Here is a 20,973-nt window from a genome sequence, read left to right as displayed (position 1 = left end):
AGGCCTATGTTTCGTCATGTGAAACAATTGCAGTATACCGTGCGCGTTGCTGAACCCAATCCGGGGCTCGCGAATTTACTGCTCGAACAGTTTGGCGGCCCTCAGGGCGAGCTGGCCGCCGCGTGTCGTTATTTCACTCAGGGATTAAGCGATGACGATCCCGGCCGCAAAGACATGCTGATGGATATCGCGACAGAGGAGCTGAGCCATCTGGAGATCATTGGCACCCTGGTCGGCATGCTAAATAAAGGCGCCAAAGGGGCGCTGGCGGAGGGCACCGAAAGCGAGGCGGAACTCTATCGTTCGCTCACCGCCAACGGCAACGACAGCCATATTACGTCGTTACTGTACGGCGGCGGTACCCCGCTGACCAACTCGGCGGGGGTGCCGTGGACGGCGGCCTATATTGATACTATCGGCGAACCCACCGCCGACCTGCGGTCGAACGTCGCGGCGGAGGCGAGGGCGAAGATCGTCTATGAACGGTTGATCAACGTGACCGACGATCCCGGCGTAAAAGACGCGCTGGCGTTCCTGATGACCCGCGAAGCGGCGCATCAGCTCTCTTTTGAGAAGGCGCTGCAGTCGATTCGCAACAACTATCCGCCGGGCAAACTGCCGCCCATTAGCGAGTACGCGAACACCTACTACAATATGTCTGAAGGTGGAGAAGTACGCGGCAGCTGGAACAGTGACAAACACTTCGATTATGTCAAGGATCCGCAGCCGGCCGTGGATGGCGGAGATGGCAGCGCCTCTGTCGGCCTGACGCCGGAGCAGGAAGCGCTGTGCAAAGCGATGCTGAAGCGAACAGAGTCTGACCCGCAGGGTGATCCTTTGACCGGCGCTGAACTGGGCGCCGGTAAGCAAAACACGTTATCATCGGCTAAGTGATGTTCGCATAAGCCCCGGCTGCGGCCGGGGCGTTTCATAATGATGGGTGCGGATTATGTTTGAATTTGACGCGTTTCATCTGGCCCGACTGCAATTTGCCTTTACCGTTTCCTTCCATATTCTGTTTCCGGCCATCACCATCGGCCTTGCCAGCTACCTTGTGGTGCTGGAAGGGATGTGGCTGCGAACCCGGGATAACGTCTGGCGCTCGCTCTACAACTTCTGGCTGAAAATTTTCGCCGTCAATTTTGGCATGGGCGTGGTTTCCGGATTAGTCATGTCCTATCAGTTCGGCACCAACTGGAGCGGATTCTCCCAGTTTGCCGGCAGTATTACCGGCCCGCTGCTGCTGTATGAAGTGCTGACCGCCTTCTTCCTCGAAGCGGGATTCCTCGGCGTGATGCTGTTCGGCTGGAGCAAGGTGCCGCCGGCGCTGCATTTTTTTACCACCTGCATGGTAGCCCTTGGCACCCTGGTCTCCACCTTCTGGATCCTCGCCTCCAATAGCTGGATGCAGACGCCGCAGGGTTTTACCCTCGAAAATGGCCACCTTATCCCGCAGGACTGGCTGGCGATTATCTTTAACCCCTCATTCCCGTATCGCTTGTTCCATATGGCGATCGCCGCGTTTCTTAGCAGCGCCATGTTCGTCGGGGCCTCCGCCGCCTGGCATCTGCTGCGCGGCAACGACTCGCCGGCCATCCGCAAAATGCTGTCGATGGCGATGTGGATGGCGCTGCTGGTGGCGCCCATCCAGGCGGTGGTGGGGGATATGCATGGCCTTAACACCCTTGAGCATCAGCCGGCGAAGATTGCGGCGATTGAAGGACACTGGGAAAACCGGCCGGGCGAGGCCACCCCGCTGTTACTGTTTGGCCTGCCGGATATGGAAGAGGAGCGGACCCGCTATGGCCTGGAGATCCCGGCGCTGGGCAGCCTGATCCTCACCCACAGCCTGCATAAGCAGGTGCCGGCCCTGAAAGATTTCCCGAAAGAGGACCGGCCCTATTCGCCCGCCGTGTTCTGGTCGTTCCGTATCATGGTTGGGATGGGCGTGTTGATGATCGCCTTAGGGATCTGCAGCGCCTGGCTGCGCTATCGTCGGCGGCTGTACCATTCGCGTCCCTTCCAGTGGTTTGCGCTCTGTATGGGGCCCGCCGGTCTTATTGCGCTGGTCGCCGGGTGGGTGACCACCGAGATGGGCCGTCAGCCGTGGGTGATCTACGGTTTGCTGCGCACCCGGGACGCGGTGTCGTTGCACAGTACGCTGCAGATGGCTATCAGCCTGCTGGTGTTTATCGTGGTCTACTGCGCGGTGTTTGGCGTGGGGTATTACTATATCTTCCGGCTTATCAAAAAAGGGCCGCAGCCGGTGACGGAGCTGACCTCGCAAACCGCAGGCACCCCGGCGCGTCCGCTCTCGGCGGCAGAGCCGGTGCGGGATGAGGAGAACGCATTATGAGCATCGATATCTCGGTGATTTGGTTTGTCATCATTGTCTTCGCCACGTTGATGTATATCGTGATGGATGGTTTCGATTTAGGCATCGGGATGCTGTTCAGCGTGGTGCATGACGCCGAAGAGCGCGATGTGATGGTTAACAGCGTGGCGCCCGTCTGGGATGGTAATGAGACCTGGCTGGTGCTCGGCGGGGCAGGGCTGTTCGGCGCGTTTCCGCTGGCTTACGCGGTGATCACCGATGCGCTGGTTATCCCGCTGACGGCGATGCTCATCGGCCTGATTTTCCGCGGCGTGGCGTTTGAGTTTCGTTTTAAAGCGGTTCCCTCGCATCGCACCTTCTGGGACTATGCCTTCGCCGGCGGCTCGCTGCTGGCGACCTTCAGCCAGGGGATTGTCGTCGGCGCCTTTATCAACGGCTTTGCGGTAGCCGACCGCCGCTTCGCGGGCTCGACGCTGGACTGGCTTACCCCCTTTAACCTGTTCTGCGGTCTGGGGCTGGTGGTGGCCTATCTGCTGTTGGGCACCACTTGGCTCATCATGAAAAGTGAAGGCGCGCTGCAGCAGCGGATGCGCGAACTGACTCGCAAGGTGCTGCTGGCGCTGATGGCGGTGATCGCGGTGGTCAGCGTCTGGACGCCGTTGGGCTGGCGCTACGTGGCGGAACGCTGGTTTACGCTGCCCAATTTCTTCTGGTTCGTGCCGGTGCCGATCCTGGTGCTGACCCTGAGCCTGTGGATCTGGCGCCTGAGCGCGCGCCCCGCCAGCCACGCTCGTCCCTTTATCCTGACGCTGGGCCTGATATTCCTCGGCTTCAGCGGGCTGGGGATCAGCGTCTGGCCGAACATTATTCCGCCGCACATCTCCCTGTGGGATGCCGCCGCGCCGCCCTCCAGCCAGGTATTTATGCTGCCGGGGGCGCTGCTGATCATCCCGGTGATCCTGATGTATACCGCCTGGAGCTATTACGTCTTTCGCGGCAAAGTGTCCGGTAGCGAAGGCTATCACTGAGAGGACAGCAAGTCGGCTACTGATGATTGGCCGGCGCGCCGCGCCGTCCGGTCAGGGATGACCGAAATGGTCGCGGACAGACCGGCGACCCGCTCCACCCCTGCGGGCAGGGTATCGATATGGATACGCACCGGCACACGCTGCGCCAGCCGCACCCAACTGAACGTTGGCTCGACCTGCGGCAGGCCCAGGGCGCCGGTTTCATCATTGGTATCGCCGATCCCGTGCCCGATGCTCTCCACATGGCCGGTAATAACCGGGTCATAGCCCATCAGCGTGATGTGCGCGGTATCGCCAATGTGGATGTGGCGCAGACGGGTCTCTTCAAAATACCCCACCACCCAGAAGCTCTGACCATCGATAATGGCGACTGTCGTCACCCCGGCGGTGGCATAGTCGCCGGGGCGCAGCCGGAGATGGGTCACGTAGCCGGATACCGGCGCCCGCACGGTGGCATGGGCTACATTCAACTGCGCCAGCGCCAGTGCCGCCAGCGCGCCCTGGTAGTTAGCGGCCGCGACGCTGGCCGCGCTGTTGGTCTGTTTCAGATCTTCGCTGGAGATGACGCCCTGGATCTGCGCCCGACGTCTGGCGGCATCCTGGCGCATCGCCATCTCCTGGCGTCGGGCTTCCACCTCCGCCTGAGCGCTGCTGACCGCCAGCTTCAGCCAGCGCGGATCGATGGTATAGAGTACCTCTCCCCGATTGACCCACTGGTTGTCTTTCACCGCCACGCTGGCCACCGGCCCCGAGACATTGGGGGCGATCTGCACCACGTCGGCCCGCATCCGGCCATCGCGGGTCCAGGGCGTCTGCGCCTCCTGTTTCCAGAAAATGAAAGCCAGTAGCGCGGCGGCGGCGACGGCGCCTAAAGTCAGGGCATAGCGGCCCAGAAGTGTCAGATACAGTGTCATACGGATAACCCCAGCGAGTGAACGCCCTGCAGGAGCAGGAAGAAAAGCGCGATAAAAAGGGACAGCCCCCACAGCGGCCGGCACGGCAGGCGACCCGGGCCGCGGGCGGAGAAGATAAGCGGTTGCAGCAACAGTGTAGCGAGCAGGGCGATAAGGCCGACAATCAGCAGGCCGGGGAAAAATACCCCGCCCAGCGCGAGGTCACGCATGGTTCTGGCTCTCCTCAGGCAGGTGTAAGGCGCAATACAGCGCGATGAGCGCTTCCGCACGTTCGCGCGAGGCGGCATCGGTCGCCGGTAAAGCCTGGGCCAGCAGCGCATTGACCGGTTGCTCCAGGGCCGTCATGTCCGGCTGCGGGTTCAGCGCGTCCAGGAGCGCTTGCACTGCGTCCGCCGACGCACTGTCCGCCTGCTGATAGCGACGGCGCAGATGGATCACGGCGAGACCGGTACGAATATCGCGCAGCATCGTGTCAAGCAACTGACCGGCTGCCGGTCCGCTCTGCGGCAGGCGGGGCAGCAGTAATGCGGTTCGGTCGATCATCAGGTTGGTCCAGCGGTGGGCATTGTGCGCCAGCCGGCCGCGAGCGGCGCGGCGGATATCGCGCTGGCACAGCGTCAGCAGACGACGGATAGCGGTTTCCGCCTGCACGGTTTGCAGCAGGCGCATACCAAACGCCGCATAACCGACGGCGATAAACAGCGCGAGCGCGGTGTTGATCGCCGTCGCGAAGTCGCCGCGGTAGCTGGCCCCCAGCTCGCACAATATCGGCAGCGTCAGGGTGATGCCCATCGCCATAAAGGTGGTGGCTGGCCGCGCCTGCAGCGAGCCGGCCAGCAGATAGACCGGGGCGAGCACCGCCGCCAGCAGCGCAAATTCGTTCACCTGCGGCAGCAGGACGAAGCTGTAGAGCAGGCTGAACAGCACGCCCCACACGCAGCCGATCAGGTATTTCACCAGATGCGCCGCCGGCGCGTCGAAGCTGGCGAACAGGCTACAGCAGACCCCGAGGATCGAGACCGCGGTGCCGCCATCGGGCCAGGCGGATCCTATCCAGATCAGGCAGCCGCTAAGGATGATGACGAAGGCGCCGAAGGAAGTCCGCAGGGCGCTGAGCGGATCGCGATGGAAAACATAACCCTTCGCCGCGCCGGCGTCGGGGGGCAGGGCAGGCGACCGCCGGCGATAAACCGCCTTCGCCAGCCGCTCGCTCTCCTGCAGGAGGCGGATGGCTTCCGCCAGATGGCGCGCCAGGCTGAGCCGCAGCGCCTCGTCCATGGTCTGCGCGTCAGCAGCGTACCGGGCGATGAGCCGCTCGCAGCGGGAGAGAAGTCCGTCTGCCGAGGGCGCCGATCTGGCGGCTTGCGGGCCTGTCAGCCAGGCCTCTGCCTCCGCTAGCAGCGCCTGCAGGTCGTCAGGTGGCGGCCCGCTCCGCTGTAAACGGTCATACAATTCGCCATTGACGATCAACAGTCGCGCCAGCCGGTCGTGGATCGCTTTTCTCGCCTGGCGGTGAGGGACAGACAGGCCGTCATCCCAGGGCAGGTGGTGGTTGATGCCCTGGAGAAACTGCAGGCTCAGCGCCAGCCGCAGCGTTTCCGCCGCCACCGGCTTGCCTGCCAGCGTATCGGCGATCCGCTGGCGGGCGGTTGCCAGCGTCTGTGCCAGCGTGCTGTTAAACCGCCCGGCGATGCGCACCGGCAGCACGAAGCGATGGATCAGGCCGGCGCATAAGATACCGATGACGATCTCTTCCACCCGGGTGACGGCGAGATCAAAGATCGTCCCGGGCGCGGAGACGGCGGGAAAGCCAATCAGGCTCGCGGTGTAGCCCGCCAGCAGGAAGGCGTACCCGCGCGGCGTGCGTTCAAGCAGGGACAGGCAGAGGCTACCCGCGATCCACAGGGCCAGCACGACGCTGCACAGGATCGGCTGGTTGACGAAGGTGGGCACGATGATCACGGTGGCCGCCGCGCCGACGACGGTCCCGACCAGCCGATAGACGCTACGGCTCAACGAGGCGCCCGCCGAGGTCTGCGAGACGATATAGACGGTGATGATGGCCCAGGAAGGCCGCTGCAGACCGATGGAGAGCGCAAGATAGTAAGCCAGCATCGCCGCGGCGAAACTCTTCGCGGCATAGATCACCGCCTGGCCATCGCTGCGCAGCGCGGCTGAGGGTGTTTGCGGCATGAAACGGCGCGCGACGGCGCCTGCGGCCCATAGCCAGCGGGCCTGACGAAAGAGGATGATGTTCATGCCGCCGATTATTGCCGGCTTGCGCTTGCGGAGAAATACTCTATTCTGTCAAAAAATACCTGAATCTTGCCAACCGTATGCCATCACCTTTTGCCAATACGCTGTACGATCCGGACGCGTCTTCCTGCCCGGCCGTCGCGCGTCATCTTGATTTTGTCGAGTATGAAGCCGAAGTGCCGGTGCATAGCCATCGCAAAGGACAACTGATTATCGTGCTGTATGGCGCGGTGCGTTGTCGGGCGGAAAATAACCTGTGGATCGTGCCGCCTCGCTGCGCGGTATGGATCCCGGGCGGTATTGCCCACAGTGTGACCGCCACCTGGAACGCGCGCCTCAACTACCTGTTTATTGAACCCGGGGCGGCGGCGCTGCCCGACAGCTGCTGCGCGCTGGCGCTCTCTTCCCTGATCCATGAGCTGGTGGGGCGGCTCACCCGCGAAGGGGCGGACTACGCGGCGGATAGCCATGCCGGGAGACTGACCCGGGTGACCCTTGACGAGCTGGCGACCATGCCGGCGCAGCGCCTGAATCTGCCCGTCTCAGCGCACCCCAAAATACGCGCCATGGCCGACAGGCTGGTGAGTCATCCTGACGATCGCAGTACCCTGCCGGTGTGGGCGAAACGTCTGGCGCTGAGTGAACGCTCCCTGGCGCGCCTGATGCAGCGGGAGACCGGCCTCACCTTCGGACGCTGGCGCCAGCAGCTGCATCTGATTATTGCCCTGCAGGAGCTGGCCAGCGGCGTTTCGGTACAAAACGTGGCGGCTAAGCTGGGGTATGAGTCGGTGAATGCTTTCATTACCCTGTTTAAAAAAACGATGGGGACGACGCCGGCGCACTATTTTGCCGAACGGCAGACCGGCACTCGTTAAGAAAAAGGGACGGGCGACGACCGCTGGCCTGACGCCCGCCAGAGAGGGCGGGTAGGGGCTTAGGCTTTCGGCGACTTGATCTTAATAATAAATCGCTCATTCAGCCGGGTGATCCTCGCGCCAATGTCGCCAAACTCGGTGGCGATTTTAAAAAAATCGTCCGCGGCGACGTCGAAATCGAGTTCAATTTTCTGATGTTGTCCTGTCGCTAGTAATTCATAGAAATGGTCAAGGCTGCGGGCTTTTTCGCTGGGCATCGTATTTCTCCATGGTCAACCAATCAGCAGGGCGTTTATGACTTATCGCGCTTTCCGGATTATTCAGCAGAATGGCAATGGGGCCTGATATAAGATTATGCAATGACAGTAAGAGTGGGGTAGGGCGATATTATTCCGTGTTGTTAAACCGTGCGGTCGCGCGTTTGCCGGCGATACCATGACGGCAGGAACAATCCTGTGGCGTCGGCTGATGATAGACATTGTTTGATGACAATTTGATGTCAGTAAAATGAACCTGCAAGGGCTCGGGATTTCATATCGCTAAATAATTTTTATTCTGTGGCTGTTAAGGTAGTTCTTAACTACTTTATGGTGATGGGGCTTTATTTTTTATGGCCAACGGCGAGGGAACAACGATGCAATTACTTGATTTATTCGCAGGCTTATTGTGGTTAAGCAGCGTTATTTTCCTGCTGTTTGTTCTTGATGTGGTCATCACCCGTTATCTTTATCGTAAATAACCGACAGCGGCGACGGCGCTCGGCGTAGGGTACAGCGCCGGAGGATGATAGTATAACGCCGGGACTGATTCAGGAAGGAATGCGCGGTGGCCGGGAGAGTTGATTACGATATTGAAAAATACCAGTTTACCGAAGCCGGTGAAACGTCGCGGCTGCGGGAGCAGTGGCGCGAAGTCTATCAGGAGTGCCGTCAGCTGCAGGCCGGGGCAGAGGAGCGCCTGCGCATTGCGTTACTGAACGTCGACTATGTCACCAGCTTCGAGCTGCCTTTTCGCCTGCTGCTGGTGCGCGCGCCGCAGCTGATCGCCGACGTCCGCGAGACGCTGCAGCTCAGCCGTAAAGCCGCCGTTTTCAACGGCAAACGTTACGGATGCGTCTACAGTTTGAAGCAGGATTTACAGGCTGTACCGGAGAGCTTTCATTACCACCTGACAAACCGCATTCGTCGCGTCGAAGCGACGGGCCTGACGGCGGCGCCGTACCAGCAGATCGCCCGGGAGATTAAACCTGCCCGGGATCGACTCCGCCAGGCATTAATCGCCGGCCTGCCGGTTACTGCGCTTGATGCCCTGTTCTGGTTCGGCAGTCAGCGGGTGGCGGCGGACATTGCCCAGCTGCGCCGGTCCGGGATGGCTATTGTCACTGAGGAGGTGGAGGTCAGCGACAATCTGTTCAATACCACCCGGCGGGTACCGGTTTATCGTCTGACCAGCGCGTGAGCGGGTCTCGCTTCGCCCAGCCGCTGCCTCTGCAGGCAGTCGACCATTGCGCCATCAAACCAGACGCACAGCCCTCTGGCGGCATGCCGCGGAGCCGGTTCCCGCCACGCGCTGACGCTGAGCATGATCAGCATCAGCGCCAGCGGAACCACGTATATTCTTTTCACTACCCTGTTCCCGCTTCGCCTTTTCTGCCAGTAAGGTAGCGGGAAAATATGACGTTTCGTTGACCCGACTGCCTGATTTATCGCCCGCAGAAGGCATGGCCGGCGGGGCGTGCCGGGTGATGCGTTATTCATCTTCGGCATAACAATATGACAAAAACTGGCGGCTTGTTTTTTTCGTTTTTATTACACCATGCTTTTTATCCTGCAGGGAAAAGCATGAAGTCGCCATGCCTGGCGGCGGGGTTATCTTGTAACTGGCTGGTTTGAAACGATATTTTAATTGTGATTTACGCGTGTCTGACAGCGGTGGCAAATTTATATTAATTCACTTTACCGATCAATAAATTATATCTTGATAGCTTTTGGCTATCGAATGTTTCTTATCGATCATTTTAAACTATTTTTGTTAGCGGGAAATATATGACATGCTTTAACCCTTTCTTATTTCTGGTATTTTTTAAATGGTTAAAGAAAACGTGAAAAATACCTCTTATCGCTTCGTTCTGGAGCCCGCTATTAGCGATGGTGGCGGTTACCACTCGTGGGAATTGCTCACTAAAGACATTATAGCACCCGCACAAAATAACACCTCAGCGCCCACGTTTTCTTTCTCCACGCTCACCGAAAGCGATAAGCTTGCACTATTTACCCGACAAATCGAGTTGCTTTCCGTATTTGATTTTTCCCAGGTCGATAATAAGCCGATCTCTCTGAATATTGATGATTTATTAAGCCATTTTATTCTGACTGACCGCTATCTCTGTGATTTTCTGCGCTCCTGTAAAAACATTGCTCTGGAAATAAATGAGAATTTTCATGAATTTATCGCCGGTCGTGAACTGACGGCGCTGAGCACGCTGGCGGCGCTTTGCCCGGTCTGGCTGGATGACTTTGGTCGCGGACGAACGACGTTCCGGCTGCTGGAGCGATTTCGCTTTGATTGCGTCAAAGTGGATAAAGACTATTTCTGGGACAAAGAAAACGATCCCGCTTTGCCCGGGCTGTTACAGGCTATTCATACCCTGACCGGGCATGTGATTGTGGAGGGGATCGAAACCGAAAAGCAAAAACGGCTCATCAATGCGGCCGGGGATATCATTGGTCAGGGCCGTTACTGGAAGGATGAATATATCTTTCTTTGCTGCTGAGCGCCCGCCGGGGCCAGGTTCGGTTACCTGCCATGCTTTTCTTATCCAGTTTTAAACGAATGCTTTGTTACAGATAGTCTTTATTCCCGCGATGATAATCCAGTCTCTTTTACTTGCCTGAAGGATAACTCATTGTGAATACACGCTTGCGTAACACCCTGATCGCCATTGCGCTGACCACCTGCTTCACCGCCGCCAGCCAGGCGTCGACCTCGGCTGACGTGCCGTCTGTCTCGCAGGACCCGGTCGTCCAGCACCTGAAGCTGAGTGAGGATCAGGTCGCCAAAATCCAGGCGCTGCGTAAGGGCTTCGAAAACAGTGTGAGCCAGATTAAAATCAGCGGCTATCAGGACGGTGCCCTGGCCGACGTGATTCATTCCGGGAAATGGGATGAAGCCAAAGTCAAACAGCAGCTGGCTGCCTTTAGCCAACTGGATCAGCAGGTGCGCTATTATCGCGTGAAATACTACTTCGACGTCAGCCAGGTGCTGACCGCCGAGCAGCGTGAGCAGGTGAAAAAAGACCTCGCCGCGGCGATCAACTAACCCGCCTTCGCCATCCGCTCCGGATGGCGCTGCATCGGGCGACAGACGCCGTGTGTCCGGCGCCTGTCGCCCCGCTTGACTGACTTACTGGCCGTGGCCGTTTTCCAGACGGGCAAAATACTCCGGGGCAAACGGACGCGGGTCGACATCGGCAAACGGCGCACGCTCAAAGTGCGCTTTCAGCGCCCAGGGGACCGTGCAGTCAAAAATCGTCTTGCAGCTGATACCTTCCCCGCGGATCGACGGACTGTATTCCGGCGTCTGGGAAGGATCGAGCTGATGACCGCGGATACCGGGGAGGGTGGTGATGCTGACATCCCCCTGCATGCGGGTGGTCATCGCCCACAGGATATCGTCGCTGTCAAAGATATCGACATCCTCATCAACCAGAATGATGTTTTTCAGTTCGGAATAGGTCGCCAGCGCCAGTAGCGCAGCCTGTCCCTGACGTCCTTCGTCGGCGGGCTGACGTTTTTTCACCTGCAGGATCCCCAGAAATTTACCGCCGCCCGCGGTGTGGGCGTAGACGTTTTGTAAAAAGCCCGGGATGGCGGCCTCGACGGCATTCCAGATACTGGCTTCGGTCGGCAGCCCGGCGAGGGTGGTATGTTCTTCCCCCGGTCCCACCAGCGTCTGCAGGATGGCATTGTGCCGCATGGTTACCGCTTTGACTTTGATCACCGGCAGCGACGGGTTGGCGCCGCCGCAGTAGCCGGGAAATTCCGGCATCGCGTGGCCGCTGTTGGTGTGTTGATCTTCTCTGACGCGCACGCCGGGCAGCAGTTCGCCTTCAATGACGATCTCGGCGCGGGCGATGGCTTTCTCCGGGACGCTGACGCCCTGCACCAGCTCCACCGGGCGCTGACGCAGCGCGCCGGCGACGCCCAGTTCGTTATAGCCAAACGGCGTGGTAGGGGCTTCGAAGCAGGCGCCAATATAGATGGCCGGATCGAGACCCATATTGATGGTTATCGGCAGCGGTTTGCCGGCAGCCTCGGCTTTCTGGCGAAACACTTCGATATGGCGGCCGGCGGCAAGAAACATCGACAGTTCATCCCGGCCCTGCACGCACAAGCGGTGGATGGTGACGTCGGTGAGCGAGGCGTCGTCAGGATCGCTGGCCAGCGCCAGGCCCAGGCAGAAGAAGGGGCCGGCGTCGATCGGGGTGTTGGTGGGCGCCGGGAGCAGGGTGCGCAAATCAAAGTCCGGATCGTCGGCCAGAAAAACCTGCTCCTGACAGGGGGCGCTGCCGGCTGGAACCACCACCGGCGCGACCGGTGTTTTCACCGCTTTACCCACCTCCAGCGCCAGCTGCGAAGCTTCGCAGCCCAGCAGCAGCGCCGCCCGCTGGCGGCTGGCGTGCATGCCCACCAGAATGCGTGAATGCGGATAGCCTTTAATATTGTTAAACATCATCGCCGGGCCAATGCGGGTGGGGCGCTTCACGGTGCCGCCGGCGCCGATATGACGATAGACGCCGGCCAGCTCGGCGTTAGGGTCCACCGGATGATTGGTTTCGAGGTATTGATTGTCATGCTGTTGCAGCAGCGCGATGGCGTCGCGCAGATCCTGAATCGGTGCGGTCATGATGTTCTCCTTAGCGTGTCGATGCGCACAGTATGCTTCGCAGGCTAATGGTTATCAATTGCATCATTCATGCGTTATTGATAAGATTTTTATTATCAATAAAACCCATGGAGTCCGGCCATGTCCTTGCGAGCGTTACGCCATTTTGTGGTCGTTGCCGAAGAGTTACATATGCACCGGGCGGCGGAGCGGTTACATATCGCCCAGCCCGCCCTCAGCCAGCAGATTAAACAGCTCGAGCAGCGTCTGGGGGTGGTGCTCTTCTCCCGCGCCAACCGCCGTCTGACCCTGACCGCCGCGGGCGAGGCCTTTTGGCAGAAGACGCGGCTGGCGCTGGAGATGGTCGACCAGGCGGCACTGGACGCCCAGCGCACCGCGCGGGGCGAGCAGGGAAGGTTGCATCTGGGGTATGTCTCCAGCGCGATGTACGACAGTAAACTGCCGGGGCTGCTGCGCGAGCTGCGCGCCGACTGGCCGGGGATTGAGCTGTCGCTGGTGCATGGCGATGTGCAAATGCTCTACGAAGCGCTGCTGGATCTGCGCCTGGATATCGCCATCATCCGCGCGCCGCTGGCCTCGCCGCCGGAGGCGCTGGTGGTCAGGCCGTTTGTGCGGGAAAAGCTCTGCCTGGCGCTCTATCAACAGCATCCGCTGGCGGGCGTGGGGGCGCTCAATCTGGCCTCATTGCGCGCGGATAACTGGATCTCGCTTGACGATCCGCAGGGCACCGGGCTGGAGCAGGTGTTTATTGACGCCTGCCGCGTCGCGGGCTTTACGCCGCAGGTGGCGCAGCGGATTAACGACGTCACCTCGATGATTAGCCTGGTCTCCGCCGGGGTCGGGGTGGCCCTGGTTCCGGTCTCGGCGCGGGCCTTACGCCTCGATAACGTGGTGTATATCGATCTTCAGGACCGGCTGGCGGAGAGTGAGCTGAGCATGGTTTACCACCGCCATATCCGTTCGGCGGTGGTGCGGAAAGTTATCTCGCTGCTCAATGCGACCGAGCAATCACCCGGTTAGCTGGTCTTCAGGCGGCCAAAGCTGACAATCCTTGAGCGGCCCAGCTCTTTCGCCCGGTACAGCGCGGCGTCCGCCGCGCGCAGCAGGCTGTCGCTTTGGGTATGCTGCGGGTAGCTGGCGATGCCAATCGACACATCCACCTGGCCTATCTCGGTCAGACCATCGCGCAGCGTCATCGCATGCACCTGGGTATAGATCTCGCTGGCGCACTGGTGCGCCTCGGCTTCGTCAATGCCGGGGAGCAGCACCAGAAACTCTTCGCCGCCGTAGCGGAAAGCCGTGCCGATATCGCGCACCGCGCGCTGCACGATGGTGGCGACGCTCTTAATCACCAGATCGCCGGCCTCGTGGCCGTAGCGGTCATTGATGGCTTTAAAATGATCGATGTCGATCATCAGACAGCTCAGCGGGGTGTGGGTATGGACCGCCAGCGCCATCTGTGAATGCAGCGCTTCGTCAAGATGATGGCGATTACGCAGGCCGGTCAGGGAATCGAACAGCGCTTTTTCCAGCAGGGCGCTGCGTAAGCGCTGATTGGCCAGCGCCAGGCCCAGCGCTTCCGCCATCAGCTCAAGGTAGGCCCGGGAAGGAGCGTCACTGGCGGTAACGTTCTGAAAGGTCAGCAGCCCGATGGCTTCGCCCTGGGCGATGAGCGGTACGCAGAGCGACTGGCCGGCGTGCGCCTCCGGCAGATGATAGCAGGTGATATCGGGTTCGCCCTGCACCGGCGGATGGCTGAGTCCCCGACGTATCGCCCAACAGTCGTCGGGTGAAAAGGGCGTCGTCTCCCCGGCGGGCGCCAGCCACTGCGCCACGCAGCGCATCTGCCAGGGGTCGGTATCCAGAATATACAGTTTCCCGGGGATCGTCGGGGCGATATTCGGCGCAAACAGTTCCGCCACCTTAATCACATCCTCAATGGTTTCACAGCCCTGCAGACGCTGGGTCATGCGCGCCAGCAGTTCGCGGATCGCCCAGTCAGCGTCGCGCTGCTGCTCCAGCTGCTGGCGGGCCAGGCCGTTCTCGCGAAAAATGCGGATGGCCTGGGCCATATCGCCAATCTCATCCACCTGAGTAAACTGCGGCGTCTCCACCGCATAGTCCTGGGAGGCGAGACGCTGCACCACGTCGCTCAGGCGAACCACCGGGTAGAGCACCCGCCGTTTGAGAATAAAGCCGAGGACGAACAAAAACATCAGCGCGGTCAGGCCGACCATGATTTCCGACAGGGTGCGCCAGATCCGCGAGCGTTCGGTGGCCTGGTCAATGGCGACGGCGGCGCGATTTTCGAGCATCTGGCGGAAGCGATCGATCTGCGTCTGCATGCGTTCCAGCTCGGTCTCGTATGCATTACCGTACAGCACCGCGATGGCCGCTGGCGCATCGCCGTGGGCGACATGCGCCAGCGCGGCCTGTTGTTCATCCTGCAGTTCAGCGGCAATCTGCAGGCCATCGTGGAGCAGCGCCAGCTCCTCGCGGCTGGCGCCGTTATCTTTCAATCTGGCCAGCCGCAGCTCAATGTTTTTGTCGGTCCGCTGCAGCTGCTGGTACTGCTCCAGCGTCTCCGGCGAGGGCTTAACCACGTATAGCCGGGCGAGGTCAGACAGCGCCCAGGCGTCGTTTTCCACCTTGTCGGAGAGGGTATCAAAGACCTGGCGCTGCTGTACCGCCTGGCGTTCGACGCGGTCTGCGCTGGAGGCCATGAGCATGGCGCTCCCGGAGGCCAGCGTCAGGCCGACGGTGATCCCGTAGGCCCAGTTGGTGATGGTGGCGATTCTCACCCTGTGTTTCCTTGCATGCAGATGAAGCTGTTTTAATTTATAGAACCCGTCCCCGTCACGACGGTGGTCCGCTTCAGGGACGGTGCTCGCTGCGGGGGTGTTCGAGGGTCTGAAGAATGATGGCGTGTAGCGTTTCCGCATGGTGGCGCAAAACGAGAAAGACATCGCGATCCAGAGCGCCATTTATAACATCCGTTTCCATAATCTGTAAGGCCTCCTGCCAGGCCATCCCTTTACGATAAGGGCGATCTTCGGTCAGGGCGGTGAAAATATCGGCGATGGAGATAATGCGGTCGGCGAGGGTCAGGTGATCCTTTTCGAGATGCAGAGGGTAGCCGCTGCCGTCCAGTTTTTCATGATGATTCGAGGCCCAGTTGATAATGTCGCCAAGCTCGCTGTAGTCGCTAAGGAGATCCCCGGTCATGTAGCTGTGCTCGCGTACCTGGCTCAGCTCGTCGTCATCCAGCTCCCCCTCTTTTTCCAGAATAGAAAGAGGGATATAAACCTTACCAATGTCGTGCAGATAGCCGGCAACCTGTATTTGCTGGCAGATGGGCTCCGGCAGCTGCATCCAGTGGGCAAGCTGGCGGGCGATTTCCCCCACCATAATACTGTGGCTGGCGGTAAAGCTGCTGTAGGTGTCGACAATTTTGGCAATCAGCAGGCAGACATCTTTCAGACCGTCAATATCCAGATACAGCGTGTTGATGGGGGCAATAATTTCCAGCAGCCGTTGAATATGCCCGGGATGCAGGTGCTGCCAGAAGTTCGCATTTTCAGCGACCTCGCACAGGGTATCGCAGAGTAACGGATCGATCTCCCGGTGCAGGGTGACGAACTGCTCCACCACTGCCCGCGTGGGCCAGGCGGTCACGCGGCTATCCGCCGGCAGCAGCCGTTCAAAGGCATCGGCGAAATAGACAATATGCTGTTCGCGGCTGCCGCGGTGCTCCGGGCTAAAGTGGTGGTCGCGAATCAAGGGGACGATGGGCCGGAAGGTTGCTAACCCCTCGAGCATCGCCGCCCCCTGGCGCTGATGCGGATCGTGGATATTATCGATGGCATCCAGCGAATGAATGGTGCGTCTATCACCCAGTACGCCGATATCGTGCAGCAGCGCGGCGCAAAAGATGGTCTGCTGCCGCTCGGCAGGCAAGCCCAGCCTTTGCGCCAGCGTCAGGGCGATTAAGGCCGTTCGTTGCATATGCCGGTGCAGATCAGGGTTAATGATCTGAATGACGTTGGTGGTCAGCATCAGGGCCGACTTCAGGGCAATACGCATTTCTGTTCTCCGTTCGCGTCACCCGGCGGGCATAAATGACCTCGGGGGTGCCGGAAGTGTCGATAATCTGATCCCAATGCGTGTTGTGTGTTGCTGAAAGGGTAAAAACTCATAATGTATGGGTTCATGGCGCCTGCCCGGTTCAGATCCAGTCATGCACCAGATTTGGGCGATGTTGATGCGAGAACCTTATTATTGTCTGATAGTTAACCATTTACCCCCCGTAAAAGATATCAATTCTGGCAAGCCCTTTGCATTAAGCAAGCGTAAGTTTGATTAATGTCTATGAAGGGAGTGACTTGTATGAATTTTAGAGCATTACTTGCCATTGCGTTACTGACGATGAGCAGCCTGGCGTTTAGCGAGACGCGCTTACCGCATATTGTCATTTTAGCCACCGGCGGGACGATTGCCGGCTCGGCGGCCAGCAATACCCAGACGACGGGCTATAAGGCCGGGGCAATTGGCGTGCAGACGCTGATTAACGCCGTGCCGGAAATAAGTAAAATCGCCCACGTCGAAGGTGAGCAGGTGGCGAATATCGGCAGTGAGAATATGACCAGCGATATTATTCTGCAGCTCTCGAAGCGGGTGAATGCGTTATTAGCCCGGGATGATGTCGATGGCGTGGTGATCACTCATGGCACCGACACCCTCGATGAAACCCCTTATTTCCTCAATCTGACGGTGAAAAGCAATAAACCGGTGGTCTTTACCGCCGCGATGCGTCCGGCGACGGCGATCAGCGCCGACGGGCCGATGAACCTGCTGGAAGCCGTCACCGTCGCCGCCGACCCGGATGCCCGTGGGCGCGGGGTCATGGTGGTGCTTAACGACCGCATCGGCGCGGCGCGCTTCGTCACCAAAACCAATGCCACCTCGCTGGATACTTTCCGGGCGCCGGAGGAGGGTTATCTTGGCGTCGTGGTGGGGGGAAAACCCCAGTTTGAAACGCGGGTGGATAAAATTCATACCCTGCGCTCGGTCTTCGATGTGCGTCAGCTGAAGGCTCTGCCGAAAGTGGTGATCATCTATGGTTACCAGGACGACCCGGAGTATATGTACGATGCGGCGATCGCCCATCATGCCGACGGTATTATTTACGCCGGCACGGGGGCGGGTTCTGTATCGGTACGTAGCGCTGCTGGTATTAAAAAAGCGCAGCAGGCGGGCATTGTAGTGGTGCGCGCCTCCCGCACCGGCAGCGGCGTGGTGCCCCCGGACGACAGCCAGCCAGGGCTGGTGGCCGATTCCCTCAACCCGGCGAAAGCGCGTATTCTGCTGATGACGGCGCTGACGCAGACGAAAAATCCGCAGCTGATCCAGCAATACTTCCACACCTATTGATCCTCTACGTCCAGAGCGTGGTTCGCGCCCTGGCCGCGTTGTTCTCTCAATGACCCGACGCGAGTGCAAACCGGCGGCGGATCATTGTCCGTCATTCACCCCCGCCTGTTTTTATGCGCGAGGCGTAAAGAAATATTTTTTTAGCAGCCGGCGAGGGCGCCATTAAAATGCCTCCGCAGGAAAAGACGAGTATTTTTAAAGCAGGCTTAAATAAACCTATTCTTAATTATTGTCTTAAGGCGAATTTAATCTTCCTTATGCTGATAGATTAAACATGATGCATTCCACGGCGCGCGCGCTTTAATTATCACGCCCACAAATGACGACGCGACGCGATGCACCACGCCGCTGGCCGCGCGGCTTAGCGGACGACATCTCCCCGCAGGCAGGGCGCCCCCGGTGAAGAATTCGGTTTTTTCTGCTAGTAACGCGGATGATTAGCGTGAAAATGATATACATGATGAATATATTAAAAGGGCCGCAAGATTTAAGTTTACATTTAGTAACATTTGTGCCGCAATTATGTTTTTTTGTCAGCACGCAGTTTTTTACTTGCCGGAAGGAATTTCGCCGGATTAGTATTGTCGAACTTGCTGTACGTACCGCCTAATGATGATAAATGGACTCTGTTTTCCTTAAGCGTTACCACATAATTAATGTTTACAGGAAAAATCATGGCCTGCGTATTTCATAAACAACTTTTACACCCGCGCAACTGGCTGACCTGGTTCGGGCTCGGCATTCTCTGGTTGATCGTGCAACTGCCTTATCCGCTGCTGCATTTTATCGGCACCAGCGCGGGTCGTCTTTCCCGACGCTTTCTCAAACGCCGCGAACATATCGCCCGGCGCAATATTGAGCTCTGCTTCCCGGAGATGTCGCCGGCGGCGCGCGAGACCCTCATCGATCAAAACTTTATGTCGCTGGGAATGGGACTGATTGAAACCGGCATGGCCTGGTTCTGGAGCGATGAGCGGGTTAAAAAATGGTTTGATGTCGAGGGCTTTGCCAACCTTAATCATGCGCTTAGCGGCGGGAAAGGGGTGATGGTCGTCGGCGTACACTTTATGTCGCTGGAGCTGGGCGGGCGCGCCATGGGGCTGTGTCGTCCAATGATGGCCACCTATCGTCCGCACAACAGTCCGCTGATGGAGTGGGTGCAAACCCGCGGTCGCCTGCGCTCGAACAAAGCGATGATCGATCGCAACAATCTGACTGGCCTGGTACATGCCTTAAAATCAGGCGAAGCGGTATGGTTTGCTCCGGACCAGGATTACGGCCCCAAGGGCAGCGTGTTTGCGCCGTTTTTCTCCGTCCCGCAGGCGGCTACCACCAACGGCACCTATGTGCTTTCCCGTTTATCGGGGGCGAAAATGCTGAGCATCAGCATGGTGCGCAAGCTGGATCGCCAGGGCTACAGCCTGCACATTAGCGAAGTGATGAATGACTATCCGGGTGAGGATAAGCAGATTGCCGCCGGCTATATCAACAAGGTGATTGAGCGCGAGATCCTGCGTGCCCCCGAGCAGTATCTGTGGGTGCATCGCCGTTTTAAAACCCGCCCGCTGGGTGAACCCTCCGTCTATTAACCTTCCCGCACAGGCTGCGCTTTCAAAATCCCGACAGTTGGGGTAACGTGAGCCGGATCATGTTTTAGTCGTGCGCGAAGGAGTGCAGAGTGTTCGCTGAGTTTGGTGTTCTGAATTATTTGACCTACCTGGTCGGGGCGGTGTTTATCATCCTCGTCCCTGGCCCTAATACGTTTTTTGTGCTGAAGACGGGCATTGCCCACGGCGTAAAGAAAGGCTATCTGGCGGCGGCGGGCGTCTTTATTGGTGACGCGGTGCTGATGTTTCTGGCCTTTGCCGGCGTGGCAACGCTGATTAAGACCACGCCGGTGCTGTTTAACGTCGTCCGTTACCTCGGGGCGATTTACCTGCTGTGGCTGGGGGGCAAAATGCTCTATGCGGTGCTGACCCAGCGTGACGGCCAGGCCGACGCCAGCGCAGAGCCGGCGAGCGCGATCCTCAAACGCTCCCTGACCCTGAGCCTGACCAACCCGAAAGCGATTCTGTTTTATGTGTCGTTTTTCGTGCAGTTTATCGACGTCAACGCCAAAGCTCCCGGGGTGGCGTTCTTTATTCTGGCGCTGACCCTCGAGGTGATAAGCTTCTGCTATATGAGCTTTTTGATCCTCTCCGGCTCGTTTGTCACCCGCTACGTCAAAACCCGCAAGAAGCTGGCCAAACTTGGCAACAGCCTGATTGGCCTGGTTTTCGTTGGGTTCGCCGCGCGCCTGGCTACCCTGCAGTCCTGATCCCCACGGGCCGGTTACCCACAGACCGGCCCGCCGCCTCTTATTCTGCTCTGTAACAAAAACCCTTCATTTTTTATTGCATTGGTGTTACATATACAGCCGTTTATCGCTCAGCAAAAAGGAAGCCCGGATGATTCTGCAAAAACTCCTCAGCAATAAAAACTGCAAAAAATACTGTCTGTCGCTCGCGGCGGTGTTTGCTATCGCGCTGGCGGTGGTAGGACGGGCGACCTTTGGCGGCGTGGTGAGCGAGTACAATATGCCGTACTCGGAGTGGACGACGTCCATGTTCTTCCTGCAGGGGGCGATGGTGACGGTTTACAGCATCGTCTTTACCGCGCTCTTCGCTATTCCGCTCGGCTTTATTTTCCTCGGCGACGAGCGTCAGGATTAAGCGTCAATGGGCGAACCAAAGTTCGCCCTGTTTTATCAGCTCATCAACAGCGTGAAGCATTAATCATCGTCATGATAGTGATGATGGTGGTGATGGCGATGGTGGTGATAGCCATCGTCAACAATGCATCCCGATAACAGCGTGCACAGCGCAATAATCAACGGTAACACGATCGGTTTTTTCATCCTTACTTCTCCCGCTATTTTTCTTTCCCCGGGGCCGAGAATGCCGCGGCGGATAACGTGAGTGTAAAGCGTTAACTTATTGATGGGATAGGACAACTCCGCAATATCGCCGCGGCGATCACCACCAGCCGAACTGGGCGCCGGCCACCGCCACGATGGCGACAACCAGCATAATAATGGTGCTTTTTTTCATTATGCTCCGCCCGGCGCCGCATAGCCGCCGACAAAAAACCAGCCGAGAAAGACGACGGCGATGATAAAGATCGCCACCGGGAAAAGAATACCCAATTTCATGATAGTGTCCCTGTACCCACGAATGATGCCCAGCATGATA

The 20,973-nt window shown here is 58.7% G+C and carries 22 protein-coding genes; 13 read left to right on the top strand and 9 right to left on the bottom strand.

The window, feature by feature from the left end; genetic code table 11:
- The first annotated feature begins 6 nt into the window (after positions 1-6).
- Genes ABLX76_RS01605 through cydB form a run of 3 tightly spaced genes read left to right on the top strand, consistent with a single transcriptional unit; the run spans position 7 to position 3,363 of the window.
- Positions 7-894 carry a manganese catalase family protein gene (locus ABLX76_RS01605; RefSeq protein ID WP_348873832.1) on the top strand — a complete coding sequence of 296 codons (888 nt, stop codon included), beginning with the start codon at positions 7-9 and terminating at the stop codon, positions 892-894.
- A gap of 55 nt (positions 895-949) precedes the next feature.
- Complete coding sequence (locus ABLX76_RS01600; RefSeq protein ID WP_285202996.1) at positions 950-2,356, top strand: cytochrome ubiquinol oxidase subunit I; 1,407 nt, start codon at positions 950-952, stop codon at positions 2,354-2,356.
- Positions 2,353-3,363 carry a cytochrome d ubiquinol oxidase subunit II gene (gene cydB / locus ABLX76_RS01595; RefSeq protein WP_048297273.1) on the top strand — a complete coding sequence of 337 codons (1,011 nt, stop codon included), beginning with the start codon at positions 2,353-2,355 and terminating at the stop codon, positions 3,361-3,363. The genes ABLX76_RS01600 and cydB overlap by 4 nt, the downstream gene beginning before the upstream one ends.
- Here the strand turns inward: cydB and ABLX76_RS01590 are convergent.
- From ABLX76_RS01590 to ABLX76_RS01580, 3 genes are read right to left on the bottom strand one after another with little or no spacing between them, the layout of a single operon-like run.
- On the bottom strand, positions 3,357-4,277 hold the full coding sequence (locus tag ABLX76_RS01590; protein ID WP_023289218.1) for an HlyD family secretion protein: 921 nt from the start codon (positions 4,275-4,277) through the stop codon (positions 3,357-3,359). The genes cydB and ABLX76_RS01590 overlap by 7 nt on opposite strands.
- Positions 4,274-4,486: a DUF1656 domain-containing protein gene (locus tag ABLX76_RS01585; RefSeq protein WP_049014926.1), complete on the bottom strand. Its 213-nt coding sequence runs from the start codon at positions 4,484-4,486 to the stop codon at positions 4,274-4,276. The genes ABLX76_RS01590 and ABLX76_RS01585 overlap by 4 nt, the downstream gene beginning before the upstream one ends.
- Positions 4,479-6,536 carry an FUSC family protein gene (locus tag ABLX76_RS01580; RefSeq protein WP_348873829.1) on the bottom strand — a complete coding sequence of 686 codons (2,058 nt, stop codon included), beginning with the start codon at positions 6,534-6,536 and terminating at the stop codon, positions 4,479-4,481. Before ABLX76_RS01580 ends, ABLX76_RS01585 begins: the two co-directional genes overlap by 8 nt.
- A gap of 77 nt (positions 6,537-6,613) precedes the next feature.
- Here ABLX76_RS01580 and ABLX76_RS01575 point away from each other — a divergent pair, with 77 nt between their 5' ends.
- Entirely contained in the window at positions 6,614-7,408 is a 795-nt protein-coding gene (locus ABLX76_RS01575; protein ID WP_044522244.1) for a helix-turn-helix transcriptional regulator, read from the top strand.
- A gap of 59 nt (positions 7,409-7,467) precedes the next feature.
- On the opposite strand, the gene ABLX76_RS01570 is transcribed toward ABLX76_RS01575, so the two are convergent.
- Positions 7,468-7,665, bottom strand: a complete 198-nt coding sequence (locus ABLX76_RS01570) for a hypothetical protein (protein ID WP_023289222.1) — start codon at positions 7,663-7,665, stop codon at positions 7,468-7,470.
- 568 nt (positions 7,666-8,233) lie between these two features.
- Here ABLX76_RS01570 and ABLX76_RS01565 point away from each other — a divergent pair.
- The 4 genes from ABLX76_RS01565 (at position 8,234) to ABLX76_RS01550 (ending at position 10,726) form a co-directional block, all read left to right on the top strand.
- Complete coding sequence (locus ABLX76_RS01565) at positions 8,234-8,866, top strand: helix-turn-helix domain-containing protein (RefSeq protein ID WP_023289223.1); 633 nt, start codon at positions 8,234-8,236, stop codon at positions 8,864-8,866.
- 45 nt (positions 8,867-8,911) lie between these two features.
- On the top strand, positions 8,912-9,067 hold the full coding sequence (locus tag ABLX76_RS01560) for a hypothetical protein (protein ID WP_032429125.1): 156 nt from the start codon (positions 8,912-8,914) through the stop codon (positions 9,065-9,067).
- A 427-nt stretch (positions 9,068-9,494) separates the two neighbouring features.
- Positions 9,495-10,181, top strand: a complete 687-nt coding sequence (locus ABLX76_RS01555) for an EAL domain-containing protein (RefSeq protein WP_065883873.1) — start codon at positions 9,495-9,497, stop codon at positions 10,179-10,181.
- 134 nt (positions 10,182-10,315) lie between these two features.
- Entirely contained in the window at positions 10,316-10,726 is a 411-nt protein-coding gene (locus ABLX76_RS01550; protein ID WP_348873826.1) for a Spy/CpxP family protein refolding chaperone, read from the top strand.
- Between the two features lie 84 nt (positions 10,727-10,810).
- Here the strand turns inward: ABLX76_RS01550 and ABLX76_RS01545 are convergent, their stop codons facing one another.
- Complete coding sequence (locus ABLX76_RS01545; protein ID WP_023289226.1) at positions 10,811-12,313, bottom strand: UbiD family decarboxylase; 1,503 nt, start codon at positions 12,311-12,313, stop codon at positions 10,811-10,813.
- 120 nt (positions 12,314-12,433) lie between these two features.
- Between ABLX76_RS01545 and ABLX76_RS01540 the strand changes: the two genes are divergently transcribed.
- Positions 12,434-13,333, top strand: coding sequence for a LysR substrate-binding domain-containing protein (locus tag ABLX76_RS01540; RefSeq protein ID WP_023289227.1), 900 nt, complete (start codon positions 12,434-12,436; stop codon positions 13,331-13,333).
- Here ABLX76_RS01540 and ABLX76_RS01535 read toward each other — a convergent pair.
- On the bottom strand, positions 13,330-15,114 hold the full coding sequence (locus ABLX76_RS01535; RefSeq protein WP_087849426.1) for a diguanylate cyclase: 1,785 nt from the start codon (positions 15,112-15,114) through the stop codon (positions 13,330-13,332). The two genes, ABLX76_RS01540 and ABLX76_RS01535, sit on opposite strands and share 4 nt — an antisense overlap.
- 73 nt (positions 15,115-15,187) lie before the next feature.
- Positions 15,188-16,396 carry an HD domain-containing phosphohydrolase gene (locus tag ABLX76_RS01530; protein ID WP_065883883.1) on the bottom strand — a complete coding sequence of 403 codons (1,209 nt, stop codon included), beginning with the start codon at positions 16,394-16,396 and terminating at the stop codon, positions 15,188-15,190.
- Between the two features lie 303 nt (positions 16,397-16,699).
- On the opposite strand from ABLX76_RS01530, the gene fraE reads away from it, so the two are divergent.
- The 4 genes from fraE to ABLX76_RS01510 all read left to right on the top strand — a co-directional run bounded on the left by fraE (position 16,700) and on the right by ABLX76_RS01510 (position 20,454).
- Positions 16,700-17,743, top strand: a complete 1,044-nt coding sequence (gene fraE / locus ABLX76_RS01525; RefSeq protein ID WP_044522254.1) for a fructose-asparagine asparaginase — start codon at positions 16,700-16,702, stop codon at positions 17,741-17,743.
- 674 nt (positions 17,744-18,417) lie between these two features.
- The gene (lpxP, locus tag ABLX76_RS01520; protein ID WP_023289231.1) at positions 18,418-19,332 is read left to right on the top strand and encodes a kdo(2)-lipid IV(A) palmitoleoyltransferase; all 915 of its coding nucleotides are present in this window, start codon (positions 18,418-18,420) and stop codon (positions 19,330-19,332) included.
- 89 nt (positions 19,333-19,421) lie between these two features.
- A complete protein-coding gene (gene leuE, locus ABLX76_RS01515) occupies positions 19,422-20,060 on the top strand; it encodes a leucine efflux protein LeuE (protein WP_004203730.1) in 639 nt (212 codons plus the stop codon).
- A gap of 130 nt (positions 20,061-20,190) precedes the next feature.
- Positions 20,191-20,454 carry a DUF2534 family protein gene (locus tag ABLX76_RS01510; RefSeq protein WP_004203731.1) on the top strand — a complete coding sequence of 88 codons (264 nt, stop codon included), beginning with the start codon at positions 20,191-20,193 and terminating at the stop codon, positions 20,452-20,454.
- Between the two features lie 59 nt (positions 20,455-20,513).
- On the opposite strand, the gene ABLX76_RS01505 is transcribed toward ABLX76_RS01510, so the two are convergent.
- On the bottom strand, positions 20,514-20,639 hold the full coding sequence (locus tag ABLX76_RS01505; RefSeq protein ID WP_004203733.1) for a hypothetical protein: 126 nt from the start codon (positions 20,637-20,639) through the stop codon (positions 20,514-20,516).
- A gap of 192 nt (positions 20,640-20,831) precedes the next feature.
- The gene (locus ABLX76_RS01500; protein ID WP_004150782.1) at positions 20,832-20,933 is read right to left on the bottom strand and encodes a YoaK family small membrane protein; all 102 of its coding nucleotides are present in this window, start codon (positions 20,931-20,933) and stop codon (positions 20,832-20,834) included.
- Positions 20,934-20,973: the final 40 nt, after the last annotated feature.

The sequence above is a fragment of the Klebsiella sp. JB_Kp004 genome, from assembly GCF_040065795.1.
Lineage (GTDB): Bacteria > Pseudomonadota > Gammaproteobacteria > Enterobacterales > Enterobacteriaceae > Klebsiella > Klebsiella quasipneumoniae.
This window is presented reverse-complemented; position numbering and strand designations above follow the sequence as displayed.

What these genes read in the sequence shown, in the direction of transcription:
- ABLX76_RS01605 (WP_348873832.1), top strand. Translation starts at nt 7, where the DNA reads ATGTTTCGTCATGTGAAACAATTGCAGTATACCGTGCGCGTTGCTGAA.
- ABLX76_RS01600 (WP_285202996.1), top strand. Translation starts at nt 950, where the DNA reads ATGTTTGAATTTGACGCGTTTCATCTGGCCCGACTGCAATTTGCCTTT.
- cydB (WP_048297273.1), top strand. Translation starts at nt 2,353, where the DNA reads ATGAGCATCGATATCTCGGTGATTTGGTTTGTCATCATTGTCTTCGCC.
- ABLX76_RS01590 (WP_023289218.1), bottom strand. Translation starts at nt 4,277, where the DNA reads ATGACACTGTATCTGACACTTCTGGGCCGCTATGCCCTGACTTTAGGC.
- ABLX76_RS01585 (WP_049014926.1), bottom strand. Translation starts at nt 4,486, where the DNA reads ATGCGTGACCTCGCGCTGGGCGGGGTATTTTTCCCCGGCCTGCTGATT.
- ABLX76_RS01580 (WP_348873829.1), bottom strand. Translation starts at nt 6,536, where the DNA reads ATGAACATCATCCTCTTTCGTCAGGCCCGCTGGCTATGGGCCGCAGGC.
- ABLX76_RS01575 (WP_044522244.1), top strand. Translation starts at nt 6,614, where the DNA reads ATGCCATCACCTTTTGCCAATACGCTGTACGATCCGGACGCGTCTTCC.
- ABLX76_RS01570 (WP_023289222.1), bottom strand. Translation starts at nt 7,665, where the DNA reads ATGCCCAGCGAAAAAGCCCGCAGCCTTGACCATTTCTATGAATTACTA.
- ABLX76_RS01555 (WP_065883873.1), top strand. Translation starts at nt 9,495, where the DNA reads ATGGTTAAAGAAAACGTGAAAAATACCTCTTATCGCTTCGTTCTGGAG.
- ABLX76_RS01545 (WP_023289226.1), bottom strand. Translation starts at nt 12,313, where the DNA reads ATGACCGCACCGATTCAGGATCTGCGCGACGCCATCGCGCTGCTGCAA.
- ABLX76_RS01540 (WP_023289227.1), top strand. Translation starts at nt 12,434, where the DNA reads ATGTCCTTGCGAGCGTTACGCCATTTTGTGGTCGTTGCCGAAGAGTTA.
- ABLX76_RS01530 (WP_065883883.1), bottom strand. Translation starts at nt 16,396, where the DNA reads ATGCGTATTGCCCTGAAGTCGGCCCTGATGCTGACCACCAACGTCATT.
- fraE (WP_044522254.1), top strand. Translation starts at nt 16,700, where the DNA reads ATGAATTTTAGAGCATTACTTGCCATTGCGTTACTGACGATGAGCAGC.
- lpxP (WP_023289231.1), top strand. Translation starts at nt 18,418, where the DNA reads ATGGCCTGCGTATTTCATAAACAACTTTTACACCCGCGCAACTGGCTG.
- ABLX76_RS01510 (WP_004203731.1), top strand. Translation starts at nt 20,191, where the DNA reads ATGATTCTGCAAAAACTCCTCAGCAATAAAAACTGCAAAAAATACTGT.
- ABLX76_RS01505 (WP_004203733.1), bottom strand. Translation starts at nt 20,639, where the DNA reads ATGAAAAAACCGATCGTGTTACCGTTGATTATTGCGCTGTGCACGCTG.
- ABLX76_RS01500 (WP_004150782.1), bottom strand. Translation starts at nt 20,933, where the DNA reads ATGAAATTGGGTATTCTTTTCCCGGTGGCGATCTTTATCATCGCCGTC.